Source organism: Pseudomonas poae RE*1-1-14 (assembly GCF_000336465.1).
Taxonomy (GTDB): domain Bacteria; phylum Pseudomonadota; class Gammaproteobacteria; order Pseudomonadales; family Pseudomonadaceae; genus Aquipseudomonas; species Aquipseudomonas poae.
This window is the reverse complement of the sequence record NC_020209.1, coordinates 5,458,913-5,482,752: the sequence shown is the minus strand read 5'-3', so window position 1 is coordinate 5,482,752 and position 23,840 is coordinate 5,458,913. Positions and strand designations below refer to the sequence as shown.

The window sequence follows — 23,840 nt, the reverse complement described above, 5'->3', positions numbered from 1 at the left end:
TCGGTTGCGGGTTGGATCACTGAGCCTAGTCGAACGACTGCTACCCTGGAATGGTCAACCTTTTGAACCCCAGCTTTCGGAGAGCGTTCCATGTCTGACCGTTATATCGACTTCGCCAACTCAAGCTTCGGCCATCGCCTGGTCGCCGCCATTGGCCTGCCGTCACCGGTGCGGCTGGAACGCTGGCAAGCGGGGCGCCTGCGCCCGGTGGAAGGTGCACTGTTGCTGGGCGGCGGCGCACTGGCCGACAAGGTGCAGGCGTTTGCCCACAAACTCACCGACGCCACCTACCGCTATGGCACCGAGACCTCGACCTGGATTCCCGGCCACGGCCCCAAACTCAAGGCGGTGGTGTTCGACGCCAGCGGCTTGCAGCACACCGATCAGCTCAAGCAATTGCGCGAGTTCTTCCAGCCGCTGTTGAAGAACCTCGACCACAGCGCTCACCTGGTGATCCTCGGCCGCGCGCCGGAAGGTCTCAACGACCCGTTTGCTGCCAGCGCCCAGCGCGCCCTCGAAGGGTTCAGCCGGTCCCTGGCCAAGGAGCTGCGCAGCGGCGGTGTGCTGCAGTTGCTGTATATCGGCGAGGGGGCTGAAGACCAGATGGAAGGCGCACTGAGGTTTTTCCTCTCGCCCAAAAGCGCCTACATCTCAGGCCAGGTGCTGCGCCTGCAAGCGTGCGCCACGCCGGTGGAGGACTGGACGCGCCCATTGGCGGGGCGCAAGGCGCTGGTCACCGGCGCCGCCCGTGGCATTGGCGCCTCCATCGCCGAAACCCTGGCCCGCGATGGCGCCGAGGTGATCCTGCTGGACGTGCCCCAGGCCAAGGCCGACCTCGACGCCCTGGCCGCGCGCCTGAGCGCGCGCACCATCACCCTGGATATCTGCGCCGAAGACGCCGCCAGCCAGTTGATCGAACACCTGCCCGACGGCCTCGATATCGTGGTGCACAACGCTGGCATCACCCGCGACAAGACCCTGGCCAACATGACTCCGGAGTACTGGGACGCGGTGCTGGCGGTCAATCTCAATGCGCCGCAGGTGCTGACCAAGGCCCTGCTCGACAGCGGCACCCTGCACGACAACGCGCGCGTGGTGCTGCTGGCCTCCATCAGCGGCATCGCCGGCAACCGCGGGCAGACCAACTACGCCGCGAGCAAGGCCGGGCTGATCGGCCTGGCCCAGGCCTGGGCACCGCTGCTGCAGCAACGAGGAATCAGCATCAATGCGGTGGCGCCGGGGTTCATCGAAACCCGGATGACCGCGCATATTCCGTTCGCCCTGCGTGAGGCCGGGCGGCGCATGAGTTCACTGGGCCAGGGCGGCCTGCCCCAGGACGTCGCCGAAGCCGTGGTGTGGCTTGGCCAGCCGGGGGCCGGCGCGGTCACCGGTCAGGCCCTGCGGGTCTGTGGGCAAAGTTTTCTGGGAGCGTGAGCATGGACTGGCAAACACTGGGCAGCACGCCGTTTCTACCGCCGCTGTACTGGCGCGCGGCGCTCAAGCGCAAGATCAGCGGCAGCACACTGCCCGACAAGGGCCTGCGCTGCCGGGTCAGCCTTGAGCCCCGGAACGTGGCGGCGTATCGCAAGGTCTGCGGCTTCGCCGACGGGCCGATATTGCCGGCGACTTACCCGCATATCCTCGCGTTCGGCTTGCAGATGCAGCTGCTCACCGACCGACAGTTCCCCTTCCCGTTGCTGGGGCTGATCCACCTGAGCAACCGCATCCGCCTGCATCGCCCCCTGGGCGGTGTCAGCGAACTGACCCTGGCGGTGCATGCCGAAAACCTCACGCCTCACGCCAAGGGCGCCACCTTCGATCTGGTGACCACCGCCCACGATGCCCTCGGTTTGCTGTGGCAGGCCGAGAGCCGCATGCTGTGCCGAGGCGTCAAGCTCGACGGGCAAGCGTCGGATGACACGCGGCCTGCGCTCGTGGACGTCAGCGAACTGACCCGCTGGAAAGCCCCGGCCGACATCGGCCGACGTTACGCGCGGGTGTCCGGTGACTACAACCCGATCCACCTGAGCGCGCTCACCGCCAAACTGTTCGGTTTCCCCCAGGCCATCGCCCATGGCCTGTGGAACAAGGCGCGCATGCTCGCCGCGCTGGGCGAACACTTGCCTGCGGCGAATGTGGAGATCGAGGTGGAATTCAGGAAACCGGTACGTCTGCCCGGAGAGGTGACGCTGTACGCCAGCGCACCTGGGGCCAGCGGTGAATTACAGCTCAAAGGCGCGGGGGATATTCAGCACATGGTCGGCACCTGGCGGACACTGGAACCTCTGTAGCGAGCGGGCTTGCCCTAATGCCTTTCAGTTAAGCGTAAATCCCCTGTGGGAACGGCGCTGCGACTTGCCCGCGGAAGCGGTGGGTCAGTCGACCTCAATGTTTGCAAGGCCGACGCCTTCGCGGGCAAGCCCGCTCCCACATTTGATCGCGCTCACACTCACCCATACCGGTCGGCTCTACGGCCGCCGCGCTTTTGCTTTTGATCTGAGGCGCCCCGTCAAACACGCTGGCCGAGCCTGAGCGAGGTGCCGAGTGTTGGGGCAATGAAAAGTCGCACCGCTCGTTGCTTTGAGCATCACGCTGTGGCGAGCAGGCTTGTCCTGCGTTGGGCTGCGCAGCAGCCCCACAACCAGGCGCTGAGCCGTATCAGGTACACCACATTTTGCTGGATTGGGGGCGCTTCGCACCCCAACGCGGGGCAAGCCCGCTCGCCACAATAACCACACACATTTTCCTTAACTGAACGGGATTGGGGGCTTGCCAAAGGAATGTGCTGGCCTGCCAGATCCGGGGTGTCGTTAACGGGGCGGGTAGCTGGAGAGAATTCGCGCCACCGTTTTGCGAACAGCATCACTGCGATCCTGCGGGTTGGGTGAGCTGGCCATCAATTGCTCGTCACTGCCGCGCCACACCAGCTTGCCGTCCTTGCCGTCGAGCAGGTCGATCTGCAGGGTTGCCACCTTGTAGGTGAGGTTGCGCGTTTCGTTGTACATCGGCGCGCCCCAGTAGCCGTTCCACGGGTTGCCCCACGGGCCACCATAGTTGGTGGTGACTTGTTGCTGGCGGTCTTCGACGATCAGGTAGGCCTGCACACGCAGGTCGGCCCGAGCGCCTGGCGCGGCTGGGCGCAGGCCGCGCTGGTCCAGTTGCTCGCCCACGGCCTGGCGGATGCGCTGTTCGGTGAGGTCACTCTTGATGCGCGGGTCATCCGGGCTGTATTGCAGGGCCGGGTCTTTCCAGGCCCAACTGCGGTAGGCGCCGAAGTCTCGGCTGGCGTCAAAATCGTGGTTGACCTGGCCGCTCTGGCAACCGCCCAGCAGCAGAACAACGGCAAGCGCAGCGATACGTCCAAACATGATAGTTCTCCCAGACCCTAGCGTTAATGCGGAGGATACGCCGTCAGCGCCTTTTGCACCGCCTGGCGCAACGCATCGGCGCGCTCGCCAAGGCTGCCCGAGCTGCCGGTTTCGGCGCTGGCGCTCCACACCGGCTGGCCGCTGCGCGCGTCGAAGAGGTCGACCCGCACCACAACCACCTGCACTTCATAAGTGCGCACCAGCGGCGCCGAGTTGTACATGCCGTAGCCATTGCCATAGCGGTTGTAGCCACCGTAGCCGCCGTTGTAACCGCCGTTGTAACCATAGTCATCGCGCACCTGCCGCAAGCGCTTTTCCGTGTGCACATCCGCGCTGACCAACAGGTCGGGCGCGCGGTTGTCGTGCAGCGGGCGCAGGCCACGCTGGTCCAGCGCGCCGCTGACCGCCTCGGCAATCTGCGCCGAATCCGCCCAGGCACTGCCCGCCGGGAGCTGGCCGTTGCGCCAGGCCCAGTTGCGGTAGGCGCCGTAGTCGCGCACCGGCGCCGGATACGCGCTGGCATCGAACACCCTGGCCGCTTGCGCGGGTGCCGGCGGCATCGGCGCCGAACTGGCCACGTAAGGGTTGGGGCTGGAACAGGCGCCCAGGCCCAGGGATAACAGAATCAAACAGAGACGACGCATTTCGACCTCCGCAAACTGGCGTGCTTAAACCGGACGACACATCCAGTGCAAATAGCGCCCAAGTCCGGCAAAGCCTGGGTGACGACGATGAGCGAGCTCCATCTCGACTAAATCCTGCAACTGGGCCCGGGCCTGGAATTCCACCGGCATGTAGTCGTGAAACACCCTGACACCACTTTGGCTTTCGACCTGCCAGTGGCCTGCGAGTTGCGCCGCCAATTCCCGTGGATCGAGCGGTTGCTGTGGCGTGAGGCTCTGCTTCTCGCCAGCCATGTCGTTGTTGCGCATCTTGCGAAAGTGGCCCTTGAGCAGGTTGCGGTAGATCAACGCATCGCGGTTGTAGAACGCCAGCGACAGCCAGCCACCCGGCACGGTCAGTTGATGCAGCACCGGCAGGATCGCGTGGGGTTCGGCCAGCCATTCCAGCACGGCGTGGCACAGCACCAGGTCGTAGGGTTCGGTGAGCTGGCCGGGCAGTTCCTGCCAGGGCGCATGAATGAAGGTTGCGCTCTGCCCTGCCTCGGCGAAACGCTGGCGCGCGCCGTCGAGCATCGGCGCGGCGGGCTCGGCCAGCGTCACCGTGTGACCGCGTTCGGCGAGCCACAGCGACATGTGGCCCAGCCCCGCGCCGATGTCCAGCACGCGCAATGGGCGTTGCGGCAAGGCCTCGGCGAGGTCGGCCTGGAGCACCGCCAGGCGGATGGCGCCCTTGGCACCGCCGTAGATCTTCTCGGCGAAGCGCGTGGCCAACTGGTCGAAGTGGCGATCACTCATGGGCGAACCGCCGTTCGCTGTCGGCCAGCTTGGCGCGCACCACCGCGTCCATGTCCAGGCCCAGTTCACTGCACAGCAACAGCAGGTACAAGACGATATCACCGACTTCCTGCCCGGCATGGGCAAGTTTCTCCGGCGGTAGCTGGCGCGACTGGTCTTCGCTGAGCCATTGGAAGATTTCCACCAGCTCGGCCATTTCCACACTGGCGGCCATGGCCAGATTTTTCGGGCTGTGGAACTGCTTCCAGTCGTTGGTATCGCGGATGCGGTGCAGGCGTTCGGTGAGGTGTTCGAGGTTCATGCTGGGCTCCTGAAGGCGTATAGCTTCGGGGGGATGGGGCTTGAAGGCAAGTGAATAGCCTGCGGTGGCCTTCAGGACGTTATCGGGAGCCCTAGTCAACAACACTGAACTCAAGCCGAGCCGTCTGCCCCGCCTCATCCAGCACACTCAGTTGATACCGCCCCAGCCGATCAAAGCTGGCATTGATGCTGTCCTGATTGGCACTGTCACCCAGCGGCGCACCGTTGAGGAACCACCAGCGCCGGCCACTGCCGCCCAGCGCTGATAACTTCAGGCGCAGCGTCTGCTGACTGGCGGCCGGCAGGCGCAACTGGTCACCTTCGCGCACGCCCACAATCGACAACGGCGACGCCGCCGCCAGTGCTGGCGGCGGGCAATCCGGGTCTGCCGCCGGAATGCGCGCGTCCCGGCGCTCCGCCTTCGGCAACCACGGCTCCAGCGGCGCGGGCCACAGGGCAATGTCCCGGGCAACGGCGCCAGGGCATTGGGCGTCGACGCGCAAGCCCCGCGCGTTGACCCACACGGTTTCCTTAAGGCCCACACTCAGCGGCTGGTCCAGCGCCAGCAGGGTCGGCGGCGCGGTGTTGTCCAGCGTCCAGGCAAAGCGCTGGCGCCGACAATTCGGATCGCTGCGGCTCATGGGCTGACCCAGCGGCCAGCAGATCGCCGCCACGCCCACATTGGCCGGCACCGGTTTGACCGGCGCGCTGATACCGCGCTGGCTGTCGCGGTTGGCCAGCACGTCGTGCACCTGCAACATCAGCGGCGCCGCCGACGCCAGGCCGAACTGCCCCGGCACCGGCGTACCGTCCGGGCGGCCGATCCACACGCCGATCAGATAGCGCGGCCCCACGCCAATCGCCCAGGCATCGCGAAAGCCATAGCTGGTGCCGGTTTTCCAGGCCAGCGCGGGGCGTTGCACCAGCTCGGCACGCGGGTCACGGTCAGGCCGCGCCTGGCCGCTGAGGATGCGCCGCACAATCCAGGCGGACCCTGGCGATAACAATGGGCGCTCACGCAGGACGTCGTCCGGCTGCAAGCGAATGGTCGCGCTTTTGCCGTCGCGGGCGAATGCGCTGTAGCCACTCACCAAATCCTCAAGACGACTGCCCGCGCCGCCGAGGATCAGCGCCAGGTTCGGCTCGGCCAGCGCCGGCAACGCCAAGGGCACGCCGCCGATGCGCATCTGCGCGGCAAACCGCTTGGGCCCGTACGCCTCCAACAACTGCACCGCCGGCAGGTTCAACGAACTGGACAGCGCCGTACTGGCCGGCACCGCGCCGGTAAAACCCATGGAGAAATTGCCCGGGCGATAATCGCCGTAGCGCCGGGGCACGTCCTGCAGCAGGGATTCGGAATGGATCAGTCCTTCGTCCAAAGCCATGCCATACAAAAACGGTTTTAAGGTAGAGCCGGGCGAGCGCAGTGCGCTGATCATGTCCACATGGCCGAAACGTCTGGCGTCGTTGATGTCCACCGACCCCAGGTAAGCGCGCACGGCCATGGTTTCTTCCTCCACCACCAGAATCGCGGCCGAGGTGTGCTCGGGCAGACGCGCGCGCCAGCCCAGCAACAAGTCTTCGAGACGGCGCTGCAGGGTGGCGTCCAGCGTGGTGCGGATCAGCGGCGGGCTGTCCGCACGGTTGAGGCGGCGCGCCAGCAACGGCGCCAGGCTCGGTTCCAGGCGCGGCGCCAGCAGCAGCGGTTCTTCCAGGGCCTCATCGACCGCCGACTGCGGCCACACCTGGAATTCGGCGAGGCGGCGCAGCACCTTGTCGCGGGCTTGCTGGGCGCGCTGCGGGTGACGGTCCGGGCGCAGGCGGCTGGGCGCCTGGGGCAAGACTGCGAGCATGGCGGCTTCAGCATGGGTGAGCTGCGCTGGAGACTTGCCCAGATAAGCCCAACTGGCCGCTGCCACGCCCTGCAAGGTGCCACCGAACGGCGCGCGGTTGAGGTAAAGGTTGAGAATCTGCTCCTTGGACAAATGCCATTCCAGTTGCGCGGTGCGCCACAGCTGGCGCAACTTGCCGTGCCAGGTGCGCGAATGCGGATCGAGCAGGCGTGCCACCTGCATCGACAGCGTGCTGCCGCCCGATACCACCCGCGCGCCGGTAAGGTTCTGCCAGGTGGCGCGCACCAGCGACAGCGGGTTCACGCCGGGGTGTTCGTAAAACCAGCGGTCTTCGTAGGTGAGCAGCGCGTCGAGGTAATACGGCGAGACTTCACCGGTTTGCACGGGGTAGCGCCACACGCCGTTGGCATCGGCAAAGCGCCACAATGGCGTGCCATCCTCGGCCAGCACTACACGGGCGAGGTCATCCTGGGGCAGGGGCAAGGGCCAGAGGCGGTCGGCCAGCCACAACAGCGCTATCACCAACAACACACTTGCAAAGCCCCAGCGCAGCACCCGTGGGAGGGGGCTTGCTCCCGATGGCGACCTTCCAGCCAACTTATTCACAGCTGACACACCGCTATCGGGAACAAGTCCCCTCCCACCTTGAATTGCATGATTAATCGAAAACTCAAACCGCCAAACCTCTATGCTTGCAGGGAACTAGCCCGCGTTATCGGCAACCAAAGGCACAGACACGCCCACCCTCTCATCAGGACACACACATGCAGGTAGAAAGCTTCTTTGAATGGTTGGGCCAGGCACTGGGTTCAGTGATCCGGTTTATCGTCGACGGCCTCAGCGGACTGTTCGGGGCCTTGACCCATGCCGGCGGCAACTTTGTCGAAGGCCTGTCGCGCACCCTGGGCATGGACACCTCGATCATCAGCATCATCACCCTGATCATCGGCTTGATGCTGCTGTACTCGGCGGTTCGTGCGTTCATGCGCGCCTCGATCATCATGGGGATCATCTGGCTGATGCTGGGGTTGTGGTTGCTGAGCTGGGTCGTGCACTGACCCAGCCAGCCTCCCCCCACTTCCCTGCGTTCAGTGCCGGGCCTCAGCGGCCCTTGATCACCATGTCTGCCGGGGTCTCTCCCACCGCCTGCCAGTTCGGCCGGTACATCGACTCCACCTGCGGCGGCGGCACACGGTAGGTGCCCGGGGTGACCGCACGCGCCAGGTACAGCAGGTGCGTGGCGCCGTAGCCGTCCAGGTTCAGCGCCGCCACGTAGCGGTCATCGCGGAACTCCTGATGCTTGAGCGAGGCGTTCTGCATCGACTCGCGCCATTCCTTCACCTGGCTGCTGGCGTTTTCCAGGCTGGCGGCGCTTTGCGCCAGGTTCTGGTTTTCCAGCTCCAGACCGGCCGGCAGCAGGTCCACCACCAGGGCATCCGGCACGCGCTGTTTGGCGCCGACCGTCAGGTGCACCAGCACCAGGTCGCCGCTGTTGAGGTTGTGCAGGTTCAGCGGCTGACCGTTCATGCCCAGGTATTCGCGGCGGATACTCAGGTTGTCGCCGCCCGGTGCTGGTGGCACCTGTGGATAACCGGAAATGGTCAATTGCTGATACACCGGCGTTTGGCCCCCATTGCTCAGGCTGAGGTCGCTTGCCAGCGACGTGTCATCCAGTTGCACGGTGGAGTGCTGGTTGTTCAGCTCCTGCGTGCCGCCGCTGCCGGTCAGGGCTACCTGCCAGTTCGCCTCGGGCAGGGAAAACCCGAGCCGCCCGGCCAGGAACAGTGAATTGCGCTCCTGGGTCGACAGGTACGGGCTGGCCGCCAATTGGTCCGACAAGCTGAACAGGCGCTCTTCACGCCTGCCCTTGGCCAGGTCATTTTCCTCCAGCAACGCCAGAATCATCGCCTGATCGCGCAGCGGGCTGCCGTAGTCGGCCAGCCATTCCTTGGCGCTGCGCTGGGCGGCGAGCCCTGCCTGTAAGGCCTGATCGGCCCGTGGCTGATCGCCCATCTTCTGCAAGGCGATGGACAGTTGCACCAGCGGCAACCCGGAACGCGCGTCGCTGCGCCGCTCGAAAATGCTGCGCAATGCGCCCAATGGTGCCTGTTGACTGCGCGCCAGCACCATACCGGCGTAGGCCTGCACGGCAAAGCGGGTGTGTTCGGCGTTGTCGCTGTAATCCACCTCGATCAGGTTACGCTCCTGCACATAGCGCAGCAGGCGCTCACTGGCTTTTTTCAAGGCTTCAGGCGGCACCGCAAAGCCCTGGTCGCGGGCGCGCAGCAGGAAGTCGGTGACATAGGCGGTCAGCCAGTACTCTTCCTCGCCATCGGCGCCCCACAGGCCAAAGCTGCCGTTATAGCGCTGCATGCCCAGCAGGCGCTCGATGCCCAGTTCGATCTTGCGCTTGCGCTCGGCGTCCGGCTCGCCTTTGATGCTCAGACGTTTGAGCAACGCCTCGTCGGCATACAGCGAGGGGTACAAGCCGCTGGCGGTTTGCTCCAGACAACCGTAGGGGTACGCCTTGAGCGCCGCGATTTGCGCGCCGAGGTTCAACGGCGGCCGGCTCGACAGGCTCAACAGCGCCTCACGCCCGGAGGCGTCGAACTGATCCAGCGCGCCCGCCGGCAGGCTCCAAGGCTGATCCTTGAGCACCGCGCGGTAATGTTTGAGCAACGCCGGGTAGGCCGGGCGCACGCCCAGGGTCCATTCGCGGCTGAACGGCGGCAGGTTTTCCCCCGGCAGGTCCAGGCCATTGACGCTCACCTTGACCTTGCCCTGCCCCAGGCCGCCCCAGGCTTTCACCGGAATGCGCAACGTGGTGCGCTGGCCCTGCTTCAATTCGACGGTTTGCGCGCCGCTGTTGACCAACTCCAGTTGCCCTTCGGCGCGCAACTGCACCTCCAGTTTCTGCGCCTTGCCCGACAGGTTGGACAGGTCCAGCGCCAGGGTAGTCTGGTCGCCACCGGCCAGAAAGCGCGGCGCCGACAGTTCGGCGATCAGCGGCGCGGCGATCACTGTCTTGCCTTCGGCCATGCCGTAGCGGTCATCGCTCCAGGCCTGGGCCATCAGGCGCAGTTCGCCGTTGAAGTCGGGAATATTGACGCTGACTTCGCCCTCGCCCTGCTCGTTCAAGGTAACCGGCGCGCTTTGCAGGGCGACGATGGTCACGCTGGTGTCCGGGCGCTTGCCGCCCTTGGCCAGCGCCGCGTCACCACCGAACGCCAGGCTGGCCAGACGGCCCTGCCCGGCCTCGATCAACTGGCCGTAGATGTCGAACTGATCGACACCATAGGCCTTGCGGCCGAACAGGCTGGAGTACGGGTCGGGTGTCGGGTATTCGGTGATATTGAGAATGCCCACGTCCACCGCCGCCAGCAGCACATGCACCTGCTTGGGCACGCTGCCGTCGGCGTTTTTGGCGGCAATCTTCACCGTCAGCGGTTGCTTGGGGCGCATTTTTTCCGGCGCCGTGAGGGTCAGGGCGAGTTTGCGCTGGGTGCGATCCAGCGGCAGGTGCAACAGGCCCACGGCCCGCTTGGGGGTGATATTGGCCTTGCGCTCGCCGGGACGAACCACCAGCGCACTCACGTACAGGTCATGCCGCGCCCATTTCGGGTCCAGTTTCACGGCAAAGCTTTTGCCTTCGGCCGGTACGTCGATTTCCTGCCACCACAACGGCCCTTCGGCGGATTCCACCAACAGGTAGCCTTTACCAGCCGCCGGCGGCGTTACCGTGACATTCGCTGTGTCGCCGTCGCCATAGGCAGGTTTATCCAGTGCCAGCTTGACCTGATCCGGGCGCACGGCGCCGCCTTCGGTGTTGTCCTGGGCCTGGTAACCGGCCCAGAACCGCAGGCTGCTGACCAACCCGGTCTGCGGGTCTTCCACTTCGACGCGGTACGGGCCCCATTCCACCTGGAAGCTGACTCTGGCGGTGTCGCCGGCCTTGATGTTGAGGGTCTGCTCGTCGAGGTTGAGGAATTTTTCGTTGAAGTGATAGCTCCAGCCGTCGTTGTCGGAGTAGTTCCAGTAGTAGTCGCGGCGCTCGCGCACCAGGCGCACCTTGAGGTTGTGCGCGGCGAGCTTCTGCCCTTCCTGGTTGGCCACCAGCACTTCGAATTCCGCCGGGCCGTCGCCATTGGTTTCCTTGCCGTCAAACAGCCCGCGCAGGCCAGGCAGTTGCTCGGCCGGCCAGATCGGCTGCACCAGACGCCGGGTAATCGGGCGCCCGCCGGACTCCTGCAGGCTGGCCTGCACGATCAGTTGCAGCGGCGACTTGGCCTCGGACCATTTGCTTTCCAGGGTCAACGCTTGCTGGCCTTTGCCGTCGAGCACGCTTTCGTCCAGTTCGAAATCCTGGCTCAGCTCCTCTTCGGTGACCGAGCCGAATTGATAACCCGGCAGCGACTTGACCGCCTCACGCAGCGGGCGCACGTAGACTTGGCCGCTGATCCGATTGCCCGATGCCGGCGCGCCGTACAGGTAGCGCCCATTCACCTGGATCACCGGGTTGTCCGCCGGGCTCAGCGCGGTGTCGCTGCCCTTGAGTTCCAGCGCCAACCGCTCGGGCAGGAAGTCCTCGACAAGAAATTCATACAGCTGCGGCTTGCCGTCACCCAGATCGAACACCAGTTGCCAGCGCCCGGTCGGCGCTTCGACTGCCAGTTGCAAGGGATATTGATAGAGGCCGGAGGCGTCGGCTTCCCACACGAATTTGCGGCTCACCTGTTCATCCGGGCGGCGCACCTCGACGCTCACCGGCTGCGGCTTGACGGCGTTGCCGTCCTTGTCGCGCAACAGAGCATTGAGCAGCACCGTTTCGCCGGGGCGATACAGGTCGCGCGGGCCGAACACAAAAAACTGCAACGGGTGCGACGGTTGCCCGCCGATATCGAATTCGGCCAGGTCCAGGGCCGCACTGTCCAGACGCAACAGGCTGGTTTGCTCGCCCTGCCTGGCCAACAGCACCTGGGCTTTTTTCGGCAGCGGCAGCTCGGCGTGGCCGCCCTGTTCGGTCTTGCCCTGACCCAATACGCGGCCCTCGGCGTCCAGCACTTCAAGCTCGACGCCCTCCAGCGCCTTGCCGCCTTCCAGTGCCTGGGTAAATACATCCAGACGATTGGCGTAGCGATGCAACGACAGGCCGATATCACTCAAGGTGAACAGTGTGGCAGGCTGCGAGTAGTTGTAGGTGCCCGACGCGCGCATCACCGCCAGATACACGCCCGGTTGCTGCAATTGCTTGAGGCCTGCGATCGGCAGCAACAGCGTCTCGCGGGTGTTGCGTGCCGGGTTCAGGTCGAAACGGCCACCGTAGACCAGGTCGGCCAGGGGCAGCAGCTCCTGGGACTCGTAGCTTTGCAGGCTGGTGTTGCGGCCCCACTGCGCCAGGAACGAAGGCAGGGATTCGGGCTTGATGCGGAAGAATTCCACGTCGATCTTGTCGACATTCAGCGCAATTACCGGCAAACCTTCGGCCAGACGCGTAGGCAACAGGGTGCCGCGGCTGGCGAAGCCGACGGTGGCTTGCAGGTCGCGGGTTTCCAGGCGGGCGCTGTATTCGGCGGGCAGCAGAGCGTTGTTCACCGCCTTCACTCCGGGGTCGACGGTGAGCACCAGTTTGCGCTGCGGCTCAAGGTGGCGCAGGCGCAGTTCCATCAGGTTGTCGGACAGCTCCCAGGCGCCATCGACCTTGCCGGACTTGCTGTCGACCAGATGGAGCTTGTCGGCGAATGTCTGATCGGGGTCCAGGGGAATGGAAAAGCTCACCGACAGCGTGCTGGCCCCGTCCAGTTGCACTTCGGACACGTCCACCACGCTCAACTCGCGCCCGGCGTAGCGCTGCTTCAACGCTGCCACATCCGGCGCCGCCCTGGCCGATTTGGGCACTGCCGCCGCGCTGGGCGCAGACGGTGCAGCCGGTTTATCGGAAGAATCGCAGGCACTCAGCAGGGCCAGCGCACAGGCCAGGAACAATCCTTTGTTAAGCATGGGGCACTCGTAGTAAGAGGGAACCGGGTGTGAACTATATATCAGCCGTAGCGAGACTGCCGCTGGAGATCAAAAGGTGGAGAGACCTTTTATCAAACACAAAATAACGGGCTGATTTTAAAACCTGAAACTTCAAGCAATCACACTCCTGTGGCAAGCCCGCTCGCCACAGAGACGCTGTTTGCTGCGCGACAGTGCCTCCCACATTGGTTCCTTGGTGTGGTTAATACGAGGTTACAATGCCGCTCCCCGGAGGAGCCCCCATGCCGACCTTATTGACCGACTGGCGCGACCGCCCAACCCATCGCCGTGTCTGGGCGCTGGCGGCGCCGATGATTCTTTCGAATATCTCCGTGCCGCTGGTGGCGCTGGTGGACAGCATAGTCATCGGCCACTTGCCCCACGCCCACCAGTTGGGCGCGGTCGCGGTCGGAGCCACGCTGTATACCTTCCTCGCCTGGGCCATGGGCTTTCTGCGCATGGGCTCCACCGGCTTTGCCGCCCAGGCTGCCGGGCGCAATGACGGCGCGGCGTTGCGGCAAATTCTGCTGCAGGGCCTGCTGCTGGCGCTGGGCCTGGCGATGCTGCTCGGCACGGTGGGCATCCCTCTGAGCCATCTGGCGCTGGAATGGATGCAGCCTTCGCCCGAACTGGGCCAACTCACCCGCGAGTTCTTCCACACCCGCCTGTTCGGCCTGCCTGCCGCGCTGGCCAGCTACGCCCTGGTCGGCTGGTTTCTCGGCACCCAGAACGCTCGGGCGCCGCTGGCGATTCTACTGACCACCAACCTGGTGAACATCGCACTCAACCTGTGGTTCGTGCTCGGCCTGGATTGGGGCGTGGTCGGCTCCGCCCGCGCGTCGGTGATCGCCGAATGGACCGGCGCCCTGCTGGGCCTGGCACTCACGCAAAAGGCCCTGCGCGCCTACCCCGGACAGATCGCCTGGGCCGCGCTCACGGTGTGGCAGAACTGGCGCCCGCTGCTGGCGGTCAACCGCGATATCTTTATCCGCAGCCTGGCCTTGCAGTCGGTGTTTTTCATGATCACCGTGCAAGGCGCGCGTTTGGGTGATGCCACGGTGGCGGCCAATGCGTTGCTGCTCAATGGCCTGTTGCTGACCGCCCACGCGCTGGACGGCCTGGCCCACGCGGTGGAAGCCCTGTGCGGCCACGCCATCGGCGCCCACGACCGCCAGGCCCTGCGCCGCTCACTGATCGTCGCCTGCGGCTGGTCACTGATCGCCAGCGTCGGCTTCGCCCTGCTGTTCACCTTCGCCGGCCATCTGTTTATTGCCATGCAGACCGACATCCCCAGCGTGCGCGACACCGCCGACCGCTACCTGCCGTATCTGGCGGTGCTGCCGCTGATTGCGGTGTGGAGTTACGTGCTCGACGGTCTGTTTATCGGCGCCACCCGCGCGCGCGAGATGCGCAACGGCATGCTGCTGACGGTGCTGATCCTGTTGCCCATTGCCTGGCTGTTGCAGGGTTACGGCAACCACGGCCTGTGGATCAGCTTCCTGCTGTTCATGGCGGTGCGCAGCCTTACCTTGTGGGCCATTGCCTGGCGCCTTAATCGACAGGGTCGCTGGCTTGGATGAATGCCGTGACGCGATCCAGCACTGGCGCCAGCCAGCGCAGGGGTTTGGACAGGGCCGCCACCAGCGTCTGATGGTTGGTGCGGCTGAAATAGAACGTCTGCACCGGCACGCCAGCCACCCTCAGACGCTCAGCCAGCCCACCGGTATTGCGCGTGGGATTGACCAAGTTGTCGTCATTCGAAGCGATCAACAGGCTCGGCGGCGCCGCAGCGCTGACATGGTTGATCGGCTGCGAATCCGGCGGTGAATCGGGGAAGAAAAACACCGGTTTCACGTCCGGGTTTTCAATCGGCAAAAAGTCATAAGGCCCGGCCAGGCCGATCCAGCCTTTGAATATCGAAGGGGTCAAACCCTCTTCCTTCAGCCAGCGAGCATCCAGCGCCAGCATCGCGGCGTTGTACGCGCCGGAGCTGTGGCCCATCACGTAGAGCCGCTTGGGGTCGGCGCCGTATTCGGCGCCGTGCTGAACGGTCCAGGCTACTGCTTTTGCGCCGTCCTGCAAAAACGCGGGGTAGCGCACTTGCGGGTAGAGCCGGTAATCGGCAATCACCACCACAATGCCGCGCGAGGCCAGGGCTTCGCCGACGAAACCGTAATCGTCTCTGGCGCCGCTGTTCCAGGTGCCGCCGTAGAAAAACACCACCACCGGAGCGTTGGAAATAGCCGGAACGGGGCGGTAGATATCGAGTGTCTGGCGGGGATCGCTGCCGTAGGCGATTGCGGATGTTTTGGTGAAGGTACTGGAGGGCGTGAGTGCATTGAGCACTTTGATGGGCGAGCAGGCTGCCAGGAAGGCAGCCATCGCGAGAGTGAACATTTGCAGCCATTTGCTGGACATTGCTCAGCCCCCACAAAAGTTCAGGATTAGCAGTGCTTCAAATGTGGGAGGGGGCTTGCCCCCTCCCACAGGGGTTACGAGGACAGGTACGAGGATCGCGTCAGGCCCAGACGCAACGCGTCCAGGAACTGTGTACGCTCCGACGCGGAGATCTTCGCGCTCGCGCACTTGTCGCGGTAGTGGGTCATCAACTCCTCCGGCGACAGGTGCACGTAACGCAGCATGTCTTCGATGGTGTCGTGGGTCTCGATGCCGGCGCTGTACACCGAGCCGTCTTCGCGCTGGTAGATGTTCACCGAGTCGGTGTCACCAAACAGGTTGTGCATATCACCCAGAATTTCCTGGTACGCGCCCACCAGGAAGATACCCAGCAGGTAGTCTTCGCCTTCGTTGAGGGCGTGCACCGGCAGGCTGGTCTCGATGCTCTGCTCGTCGACGTATTGCTTGATCTTGCCGTCGGAGTCGCAGGTCAGGTCCTGCAACACCGCGCGGCGCAACGGCTCTTCGTCGAGGCGGTGCAGCGGCAGAATCGGCAGCACCTGGCCGATGGCCCAGGTGTCGGGCAGGCTCTGGAATACCGAGAAGTTGCAGATGTACTTGTCGGCCAGCTTGTCGTTGAGCTCGTCCAGCACCTGGCGATGGGAACGCTGACGCGCCTTGAGCGAGTTGTGCAGGCGGCGGCACACGGCAAAGTAGCATTGTTCGGCCAGGGCTTTTTCGGCCAGGGTCAGCTTGCCATCAGCGTACTGGGTGGCCACGTCGCTCATGTAGTGAGTGGCGCGCCAGTAGGTTTCGGTGACCATCTCGATGTCGGTCGGACCCAGCAGGTCCACCAGCCATTGCACCGTTTCGGGCAGGCTTTCCTTGTTTTCGATGGTCGGGATTTCGTCGTTGTGTTTTTCGACGTCGGTAACCTGCACCACCAGCATGGCGTGGTGGGCGGTCAGCGAGCGGCCGCTTTCGGAGAAGATGTTCGGGTGCGGCAGGCTCTGCGCGTCGCAGAATTCCTTGAGCATGCCCACCACCACGCCGGCGTAGTCGTCCATGTCGTAGTTGATGGAGCTGGCGTTGCGCGAGTGGGTGCCGTCGTAGTCCACGCCCAAGCCACCGCCCACGTCGATGTGATCCACCGGCAGGCCGAGGTTGCGCAGTTCGCCGTAGTAACGAATGGCTTCCTTGAACCCGTGCTGGTAGTCGGCCAGGTTGGCGATTTGCGAACCCATATGAAAGTGCAGCAGGCGGATGCCCTGATCCAGGCCGGCTGCACGAAAGCGCTCAACCACCGACAGCAATTGCGCCGCCGACAGGCCGAACTTGGACTTCTCGCCACCGGTGTCGGCCCACTTGCTCGAGGCCAGGGACGACAGGCGCACGCGCAGGCCGACCTGTGGCTTGACCTTGAGGCTGGCGGCCTCTTCGATCACCAGCTCAACTTCGGATTCTTTTTCGATCACGATGAACACGTTGTGGCCGAGCTTCTGGCCCATCAGTGCCAGGCGAATGAACTCACGGTCCTTGTAACCGTTGCAGACGATGGTGCCGCCCTTGGGTGCCAGGGCCAGCACCGCCAGCAGCTCCGGTTTGGAGCCGGCTTCCAGGCCGATGGACACGTTCTGGGTGGCGATGATGTTTTCGATCACCGCCTCCTGCTGGTTCACCTTGATCGGGTACAGCGCGGTGTATTTGCTCTGGTATTCCAGGCGCTCGATGTTCGCATCGAAGGCTCCGGTGAGCTGGCGCACGCGGTCTTGCAGAATATCGGGGAAACGCACCAGCAACGGCAGCGACAGGCCGCTTTTACGCAGTTGGTCGACCTGCTCGTAGAGGTCGACAGGGGTGCTGTTCGGGCCGTTAGGACGGACTTCGACGCGACCGGCTTCATTGATCGCGAAATACCCGGCCCCCCAATGGCGAATCCCGTAAACACTGCGGCTGTCCGCAACGGTCCATTGGCTGCCATCGTCTTTGCGTGTGCGTCGTACGGACATCGAAGTCCCCTATAAATGAAGGCGAAAGCGCCACCTCAAGCGGAGGCTGGCGCAGTCTAAAGAATAAAAATGACGATTTGCCTGTAAGCAGGTGAGACCTCGCCTGCGGGGCAGAGTTTAGACACAGGTTGGCAAGCAGCTCTCAGCCGCCGGACTTCCTGGCCTTGTAACCGAGCTTGATCAGCTCGGCCAACAGCAGTTCGACGTGATCGCCCTGGATCTCGATGACCCCGTCCTTCAACGCACCGCCGGTGCCACAGCGCTTTTTCAGCGAAGTGGCCAGTTCCTTGAGCACGTCTTCGGCCAAGGGCACGCCGGTGATGGTGGTCACCGTCTTGCCGCCACGGCCTTTGCTTTCGCGGCGCACGCGGGCAATGCCGTCACCTTCGGGGATCTGGGTCTGTTTGCAGAGGCAGGCGTCCACGGGCTGGCGACAGTCCGGGCAGTGTCGACCTGCGTCGGTGGAAAATACCAGGCCACCGAGGGCGGCGAAGGATGCGGCTTTTTTGGCCACCGGCAATCCTCTTGGGAGGATGGAGACTGATCGATGCTCGCACAGGGCGAATATCGACCGCGAAGCCCCACTCAGGCAGGGGCAGCGCTACCAAACCGCCAAGGCGGTTCGGGTGAAAAGGCGCGCAGTGTAACGGCAAAAACGCAGCTTGCTAAGGGCCAAATGGCGCCAATTCATGCCGCTTTAGCGACGTGAAGCCAGATAGCGCCGCAAGCCCTCCTGGGCGTCCGGGCAGTAAGGCTTTTGCTCGGCCTCTGCGAGGACGGTTTGCAGGGGTAGAAAGCGCGCTTCCATGACCTCTTCGGGCTGCACGCACAAGGGCCCGTCCCACACCGCGGAGTAGGACTTGCACCACAGCCGGCTGTCGCCGTCTTCAAAGTAGAAGTGGTCATGTTCGACCAGCTCAACCCCGCTCACCCCAAGCTCTTCTTCCAGTTCACGGGCCGCCGACACGGCATAGCTTTCCCCGGCCGCCACCATGCCACCGGCTGCCGTATCCCAAAACCCGGGGTACAGCGCCTTGCTCAGGGTGCGCCGATGCACACACAGCTCGCCCTTGGCGTTGAACAGAAAGATAAAGGTGCAGCGGCCGATCAAGCCGCGCTGGCGAAGGTCGGAACGTACAAGGTGGCCGAGCAGGTTGTCCTGCTCGTCCACCCAGCAGATCAGTTCAGCATCCGAGGCCGCTCGGTGGGCGGCCTCTTTCTCCATGGTGTCCATCATCAACCCTGATTGAGGAGCTGACGCAAATCGATCACTGCAGCGTTTGCTCGGGAAATATAGTTGGCCATCACCAGCGAATGGTTCGCCAGTACACCGAAGCCACTGCCGTTAAGAATCATAGGACTCCACACCGGTTCCTGCGAGGCCTCCAGCTCACGAATGATCTGACGTACGCTCACGGTGGCGTTTTTCTTGGCCAGCACGTCGGCAAAATCGACTTCGATGGCGCGCAGCAGGTGGGACAAGGCCCAGGCCTGCCCGCGTGCCTCGTAGAACACGTTGTCGATCTGCATCCATGGGGTTTCCACCACTTCTTCATCGACCTGCGGCACCTCACCCGGTGCCAGCGCCTCGGTTTTCAGCGCGGTGTTGAGTTTCACCCGGCCTACGCTGGCCGACAGACGTTGCGACAGCGAGCCCAGGCGCGTGGCCACATCGCCCAGCCAGTTGTTGAGGTTGTCGGCACGCGCGTAAAACAGCGCGCCGCGCTGGTTCGGGTCGGACAGACGTGCTTCGTAGCGGCTCAGGGAGTTGATGCCTTCCTGGTATTCCGACTCGCTGGATGGCAGCACCCAGCTCTTGTTGTCGAAATTGAAGCGCGGCTCGGCCTTGGCCAGATCAGCGTCTTCGGCCGATTGAGACTGGGAGCGGGCGAAGTCCTTGCGCAGGGCACGGGTGAGGTCACGCACCTGCACCAGCACGCCGTACTCCCAGCTCGGCATGTTGTCCATCCACAGGCCAGGCGGGAAGCGGTCGTTGGAGATATAGCCGCCCGGTTTGTTCAGCAAGGTGCCGACCACGGTCTTGAGGGTTTCGACGGTGGTGTAGCCGATCACCATCTGCTTGCCTTCCTGCTCGGCGGCAAGCTGGGCATTCTGCTGCACCGGAAACAGCGCAGGCTCTTCGCTCCAATACCAGCCCAGGGCGCCGGTGACCAACAGGTACAAGCCGAGCACACCCAGCACGGCGCGGCTCATCAGGACGCTGCGCAAATAGCCGCGGTGGGTCGACTTGGGCTCAGGGGCGGGGCCTTTGGCACTGCCTGCGCGATTTTTCCAGTCCAGCATGGCGATATCCTTTCAATCACTTGAGTTCATGCACTTCAAAAGGCGGCGTGCGTTCAAATAGTCCGACCACAACCCTAACCCATCGTGCCCGTCAGTGCGCAGGCTTTGCGCAAACTGGCGGTTGTCGGGCAGTCGACTATAAAGGATGCACGCTTTTTTTTGCGCGGCGCGTCGGCAACACGGTGACTGAATATCGGCTGCGTCGCAGTTTATTGACATACGACACTCATCCGACCGAAAGAGGTGCTAGCATAGCGCCATCAGTCGACCTCAGCATGCAGCCTAACTAGTAGTCAGGATATGACCGAGTCAGAAGACCCCAGCCGTGAGCGCCTCAAGCAGCACTTTGCCCAGCGGGTAATTCATCAGGCGCGTCAAATTCTCGAGATCTGGCAGCGCTTGCAACGCAGCGAATGGTCCGAGGCCGACTTTTGCGAACTCAGCGAAGCCAACCTGCGCCTGCTGCGCTTTGCCGAGCGCTTCGAACAGCCCGAACACAGCCAGCTGGCGCGGCATATCGGCGACTCGCTCAAAGCGGTGGACGCCAATCGCGGCCGCCTGAGCAGCCACCTGATCACCGACCTCAACCGCCTGATGCAGCGCCTGTCGCGCACCGGCCTGCGCCAGGGCGATCAACTGGAGCAAACCTTCCTGCCGCCGATGCGCAAGCCGATCTACGTGATGCTGGCCGATCACGACCGCGCCGAACGGTTGGCCAAGCAGCTGGAATTCTTTGGTTTAAGTGCACAGTCCCTGGACAGCGTCGCGGCGTTTCGCTCGTCCATGGCCGAGCGCCTGCCGTCGGCATTGGTGATGGACGTGGACTTCTGCGGCGCGGGCATGGGCCTCAAACTCGCCGCCGAAGCCCAGGAGGGGCTGGAGCAGAAACTGCCGCTGCTGTTTTTCAGCCTGCATGAAACCGACACCCCGACGCGCCTGGCGGCGGTGCGTGCCGGCGGCCAGGAATTCCTCACCGGCACCCTCGAAGCGTCGAGCCTGCTGGAAAAGATCGAGGTGCTCACCTGCGTCGCCCAGTACGAACCTTATAAAGTGTTGATCATCGACGATTCGCGGGCTCAGGCGCTGCATACGGAGCGTCTGCTCAATAGCGCCGGCATCGTCACCCGCACGCTGATCGAGCCGATCCAGGCCATGGCCGAGCTGGCCGACTTTCAGCCCGATCTGATCATCCTCGACATGTACATGCCCGCCTGCACCGGCACCGAACTGGCCAAAGTGATCCGGCATAACGACCGCTACGTGAGTGTGCCGATCATCTACCTGTCGGCCGAAGACGACCTGGACAAGCAGCTGGACGCCATGAGCGAAGGCGGCGACGACTTCCTCACCAAGCCGATCAAGCCGCGCCACCTGATCACCACCGTGCGCAACCGCGCTGCCCGCGCCCGCAACCTCAAGGCGCGGATGGTGCGTGACAGCCTGACCGGCCTGTACAACCACACTCATATCCTGCAACTGCTCGAAGATTGCAGCTTTCGCGCACGCCGCGAAAACAAGCCGCTGAGCTTTGCCATGCTCGACATCGACCACTTCAAGCGGGTCAACGACAGCCACGGCCACCCCATGGGCGACCGCGTGATCAAGAGCCTGGCGCTGTTTCTCAAGCAGCGCCTGCGCAAGACCGACTACATCGGGCGCTACGGCGGCGAAGAATTCGCCATCGTGATGCCCGATACCGACCTGGAGTCGGCCTGCAGGGTGCTGGATGAGATTCGTGGGCGCTTTGCCGAAATCCACTACCCGGCCAAGCCGCAGGATTTGTGGTGCACCTTTAGCGCCGGGCTGGTGGCGCTGTGCGACGATTCCGACAGCCTGATGATGGCCGCCCAGGCCGACGAAGCGCTGTACCGCGCCAAGCACGCCGGGCGCAACCGCGTGCATGCCGCGCACGCTTCGAATCAAAGTGCCATCTTTTCACCGGAATCGACTGATTCCGTCATACGGATGTAATGAAAACGCAATAACTTCAGGCACTTACCTTTTGCTGTCGGTAGAAACCTCGCATGCGCCTGAAGCTGCTGACCAATCTCAATACCCTGCTGCTCGTGGCCGTATGCCTGGCGCTGGGGGCGACGCTGTGGTGGTCGCAACGCGCGCTGGAGCGCCCCTATTTGCTCATGGAGCGTTACCTGGGCCTGTCACAGACGTTTCAGAACCAGGCCGCGCGCAATATCGACGACTACCTGGCCAGCGGCGATGCCCTGCGCCTGAGCAGCGCCGGCCAGAGCCTGGAAACCCTGTTGCGGCAGCTCGACGAACTGCCCGCCGAGCTTGCGCAAAGTCTGCGCCCCAGCCTGACTAACCTGGAAGCCTTCAGCAAAACCGACCTGCTGGCCGCCGGTAAACTGGCCGGCGATCCCCAGGCCCTGTTGCTGCAAGCCGAGCGTGAAGTGGGCGCCAACCTTGACCAGCTCAGTCAGTACGCCAGCGGCGTAAGCTCGGCGGACGCCACCCGCTACCTGCCGCCGCTGCTGGCGGCGTCGCAGCACCTGGGCCGGTTATCCCTGGCCCGCGACAAACTGGTGAGCAGCGGGCGCGCGGAACTGGCCGACGATGTGGAGCGCGAAGTCAGCAATATCCGCACTCAGGCCGAGGTGCTGGAACACCTGCCGCTGCTGGGCGTCAAGGCCAGCGCCGAGTCCAATGCCGACGATTTTTCAGTGCTGATGGGCCTGGAAAACACCACGCAGACCGAAGCCCAGGACACTGGCGTGGACCTCAAGCGTGAGCTCAACAGCCTGCTCACCCGCTACCCCGCCGAACTCAAGCGTACCCGCGAACAGATCCAGCAACGCGCTGATCTCGGCACCGCCACCCAACTGAAAATCGCCGCCGTGCAGCAGGCCATTGCCGGGCTGGAGCCGGTGGTGCGCGCCCAGCACGGCAAGATCCAGGGCGAAGTGCGCCTGATGCAAGGGCTGATGATCGGCCTGATCCTGCTGATCGCGCTGCTGATCGACACCCTGCAACGGCACCTGGCGCGCACACTGACCAGCCTGGCACCGGCCCTGTCGACCTGGGCCGAAGGCGACTTCAGCCAGCCGATTGCCTTGGGCCGGACCAACCGCGAACTGCATGACATCGAAGCGTCCCTCAACCGTCTGCGCACGTATCTGGTGGAACTGGTAGGCACCATTCGCGGCAATGCCGAAGCAGTGGCCGGCACCAGTCGCACCCTGGCCGAGCTGAGCAGCGGCCTGCACGACGGCGCCGAACGCCAGGCCGGGGACACCGCGCAGATTCGCGACTCGCTGGGCGAACTGGAGGCGACCATCCAGCAGGTTGCCGGCGATGCCAGCCAGGCCGCCGGCGCCAGTCGCAGCGCCGGTCAGGCGGTGGAACAGGGCCAGCGCGTGATCGGCCTGAGCCTGACCGGGCTGCGCGCGCTGGTGGACGAGGTGCAGCAGAACGCGCAGATGATCGAAAAACTCGCGGAAGAATCGGCCACCATCGGCGGCGTGCTCACCGTGATCCGCTCGATTGCCGACCAGACCAACCTGCTGGCGCTCAACGCGGCCATCGAAGCCGCACGCGCTGGCGAGGCCGGGCGCGGGTTTGCCGTGGTCGCCGACGAAGTGCGCTCCCTGGCCCAGCGCACCGCCGGCGCCACTGCCCAGATCCAGAGCCTGATCGCCGGCCTGCAAACCGCCGCCCATCAGTCGGTGCAAGGCATGCGCACCCAGGTCGAACACGCCGAGGCCACCGCCCAGCAAGCCCAGGCGGCGGATGGCGCGCTGGATGAGATCGTCGGGGCGATCCAGACCATTGCCGAGACGGCGGTGCGTATCGCCGACGTGACCGCGCAGCAAAGCGGCGCAGTGAGCGAGATACGCGACAACAGCGAGCGGATTCATCAACTGGGTGAGGATAATCTGCTGCGGATCGGGCAGGGGCGCAGCCAGGGTGAGCACCTGCTGGTGCTAGGTGGGCAGCTCAATACCGCTGTCACAGCTTTCCGCGTATAAAAATGTGGGAGCAAGCCAGCTCCCACATTTGAGCTTCGTTACTCCCGCATTTGTTCCCCACAGGATTCGAGACGGTGTTACCTATGACCGAATACCGCCCCCCAGTCACAAATTTTTCGCAATCCTCGCTAATCGTGCTGCCTACTGCATAGAACTGGACAGTCACAAAGGCTTTGCGGCATAGTCG

General features: G+C 64.0%; 16 protein-coding genes and 1 pseudogene. 6 read left to right on the top strand and 11 right to left on the bottom strand.

Features of this window, described 5'->3' with window-relative positions:
• The first annotated feature begins 90 nt into the window (after positions 1-90).
• Together H045_RS23995 and H045_RS23990 are read left to right on the top strand one after the other, a co-directional pair.
• Complete coding sequence (locus H045_RS23995) at positions 91-1,434, top strand: 3-oxoacyl-ACP reductase (RefSeq protein WP_015373683.1); 1,344 nt, start codon at positions 91-93, stop codon at positions 1,432-1,434.
• 2 nt (positions 1,435-1,436) lie between these two features.
• Complete coding sequence (locus tag H045_RS23990) at positions 1,437-2,291, top strand: MaoC family dehydratase (RefSeq protein ID WP_015373682.1); 855 nt, start codon at positions 1,437-1,439, stop codon at positions 2,289-2,291.
• Between the two features lie 519 nt (positions 2,292-2,810).
• On the opposite strand, the gene H045_RS23985 is transcribed toward H045_RS23990, so the two are convergent.
• From H045_RS23985 to pbpC, 5 genes are all read right to left on the bottom strand, one after another.
• Entirely contained in the window at positions 2,811-3,368 is a 558-nt protein-coding gene (locus H045_RS23985) for a DUF4136 domain-containing protein (RefSeq protein WP_003233152.1), read from the bottom strand.
• A gap of 23 nt (positions 3,369-3,391) precedes the next feature.
• Positions 3,392-4,012: a DUF4136 domain-containing protein gene (locus H045_RS23980; protein WP_015373681.1), complete on the bottom strand. Its 621-nt coding sequence runs from the start codon at positions 4,010-4,012 to the stop codon at positions 3,392-3,394.
• 24 nt (positions 4,013-4,036) lie between these two features.
• Entirely contained in the window at positions 4,037-4,786 is a 750-nt protein-coding gene (locus H045_RS23975; protein ID WP_015373680.1) for a methyltransferase domain-containing protein, read from the bottom strand.
• Positions 4,779-5,087 (bottom strand): MazG-like family protein, encoded by a 309-nt coding sequence (locus H045_RS23970; protein WP_003233158.1) that lies wholly within the window; start codon positions 5,085-5,087, stop codon positions 4,779-4,781. Before H045_RS23970 ends, H045_RS23975 begins: the two co-directional genes overlap by 8 nt.
• Before the next feature lie 91 nt (positions 5,088-5,178).
• Positions 5,179-7,470: a peptidoglycan glycosyltransferase PbpC gene (pbpC, locus tag H045_RS23965; protein WP_049818611.1), complete on the bottom strand. Its 2,292-nt coding sequence runs from the start codon at positions 7,468-7,470 to the stop codon at positions 5,179-5,181.
• Between the two features lie 233 nt (positions 7,471-7,703).
• On the opposite strand from pbpC, the gene H045_RS23960 reads away from it, so the two are divergent.
• On the top strand, positions 7,704-7,997 hold the full coding sequence (locus tag H045_RS23960; RefSeq protein WP_003233162.1) for a hypothetical protein: 294 nt from the start codon (positions 7,704-7,706) through the stop codon (positions 7,995-7,997).
• Positions 7,998-8,040: 43 nt separating this feature from the next.
• On the opposite strand, the gene H045_RS23955 is transcribed toward H045_RS23960, so the two are convergent.
• Positions 8,041-12,936 (bottom strand): alpha-2-macroglobulin family protein, encoded by a 4,896-nt coding sequence (locus H045_RS23955; protein ID WP_015373678.1) that lies wholly within the window; start codon positions 12,934-12,936, stop codon positions 8,041-8,043.
• Between the two features lie 263 nt (positions 12,937-13,199).
• Between H045_RS23955 and H045_RS23950 the strand changes: the two genes are divergently transcribed.
• Positions 13,200-14,537: an MATE family efflux transporter gene (locus tag H045_RS23950; RefSeq protein ID WP_015373677.1), complete on the top strand. Its 1,338-nt coding sequence runs from the start codon at positions 13,200-13,202 to the stop codon at positions 14,535-14,537.
• Here the strand turns inward: H045_RS23950 and H045_RS23945 are convergent.
• From H045_RS23945 to H045_RS23925, 5 genes are all read right to left on the bottom strand, one after another.
• Positions 14,509-15,375 (bottom strand): alpha/beta hydrolase, encoded by an 867-nt coding sequence (locus tag H045_RS23945; protein WP_003233167.1) that lies wholly within the window; start codon positions 15,373-15,375, stop codon positions 14,509-14,511. The genes H045_RS23950 and H045_RS23945 overlap by 29 nt on opposite strands.
• Positions 15,376-15,449: 74 nt before the next feature.
• Positions 15,450-17,363: an arginine decarboxylase gene (speA, locus tag H045_RS23940; RefSeq protein WP_003233168.1), complete on the bottom strand. Its 1,914-nt coding sequence runs from the start codon at positions 17,361-17,363 to the stop codon at positions 15,450-15,452.
• Positions 17,364-17,505: 142 nt separating this feature from the next.
• Positions 17,506-17,877: a translation initiation factor Sui1 gene (locus tag H045_RS23935; protein ID WP_015373676.1), complete on the bottom strand. Its 372-nt coding sequence runs from the start codon at positions 17,875-17,877 to the stop codon at positions 17,506-17,508.
• A 183-nt stretch (positions 17,878-18,060) separates the two neighbouring features.
• Positions 18,061-18,597 carry an NUDIX hydrolase gene (locus H045_RS23930; RefSeq protein WP_015373675.1) on the bottom strand — a complete coding sequence of 179 codons (537 nt, stop codon included), beginning with the start codon at positions 18,595-18,597 and terminating at the stop codon, positions 18,061-18,063.
• A gap of 2 nt (positions 18,598-18,599) precedes the next feature.
• Complete coding sequence (locus H045_RS23925; RefSeq protein ID WP_003233172.1) at positions 18,600-19,667, bottom strand: DUF2333 family protein; 1,068 nt, start codon at positions 19,665-19,667, stop codon at positions 18,600-18,602.
• Between the two features lie 300 nt (positions 19,668-19,967).
• On the opposite strand from H045_RS23925, the gene H045_RS23920 reads away from it, so the two are divergent.
• Together H045_RS23920 and H045_RS25970 are read left to right on the top strand one after the other, a co-directional pair.
• Positions 19,968-21,638 (top strand): response regulator, encoded by a 1,671-nt coding sequence (locus tag H045_RS23920; RefSeq protein ID WP_003233173.1) that lies wholly within the window; start codon positions 19,968-19,970, stop codon positions 21,636-21,638.
• A gap of 1,499 nt (positions 21,639-23,137) precedes the next feature.
• Positions 23,138-23,653 (top strand): annotated as a pseudogene (locus tag H045_RS25970) (methyl-accepting chemotaxis protein); the annotation flags it as partial.
• Between the last annotated feature and the right edge of the window lie 187 nt (positions 23,654-23,840).

What these genes read in the sequence shown, in the direction of transcription:
- H045_RS23995 (WP_015373683.1), top strand. Translation starts at nt 91, where the DNA reads ATGTCTGACCGTTATATCGACTTCGCCAACTCAAGCTTCGGCCATCGC.
- H045_RS23990 (WP_015373682.1), top strand. Translation starts at nt 1,437, where the DNA reads ATGGACTGGCAAACACTGGGCAGCACGCCGTTTCTACCGCCGCTGTAC.
- H045_RS23985 (WP_003233152.1), bottom strand. Translation starts at nt 3,368, where the DNA reads ATGTTTGGACGTATCGCTGCGCTTGCCGTTGTTCTGCTGCTGGGCGGT.
- H045_RS23980 (WP_015373681.1), bottom strand. Translation starts at nt 4,012, where the DNA reads ATGCGTCGTCTCTGTTTGATTCTGTTATCCCTGGGCCTGGGCGCCTGT.
- H045_RS23975 (WP_015373680.1), bottom strand. Translation starts at nt 4,786, where the DNA reads ATGAGTGATCGCCACTTCGACCAGTTGGCCACGCGCTTCGCCGAGAAG.
- H045_RS23970 (WP_003233158.1), bottom strand. Translation starts at nt 5,087, where the DNA reads ATGAACCTCGAACACCTCACCGAACGCCTGCACCGCATCCGCGATACC.
- H045_RS23960 (WP_003233162.1), top strand. Translation starts at nt 7,704, where the DNA reads ATGCAGGTAGAAAGCTTCTTTGAATGGTTGGGCCAGGCACTGGGTTCA.
- H045_RS23955 (WP_015373678.1), bottom strand. Translation starts at nt 12,936, where the DNA reads ATGCTTAACAAAGGATTGTTCCTGGCCTGTGCGCTGGCCCTGCTGAGT.
- H045_RS23950 (WP_015373677.1), top strand. Translation starts at nt 13,200, where the DNA reads ATGCCGACCTTATTGACCGACTGGCGCGACCGCCCAACCCATCGCCGT.
- H045_RS23945 (WP_003233167.1), bottom strand. Translation starts at nt 15,375, where the DNA reads ATGTCCAGCAAATGGCTGCAAATGTTCACTCTCGCGATGGCTGCCTTC.
- speA (WP_003233168.1), bottom strand. Translation starts at nt 17,363, where the DNA reads ATGTCCGTACGACGCACACGCAAAGACGATGGCAGCCAATGGACCGTT.
- H045_RS23930 (WP_015373675.1), bottom strand. Translation starts at nt 18,597, where the DNA reads ATGGACACCATGGAGAAAGAGGCCGCCCACCGAGCGGCCTCGGATGCT.
- H045_RS23925 (WP_003233172.1), bottom strand. Translation starts at nt 19,667, where the DNA reads ATGCTGGACTGGAAAAATCGCGCAGGCAGTGCCAAAGGCCCCGCCCCT.
- H045_RS23920 (WP_003233173.1), top strand. Translation starts at nt 19,968, where the DNA reads ATGACCGAGTCAGAAGACCCCAGCCGTGAGCGCCTCAAGCAGCACTTT.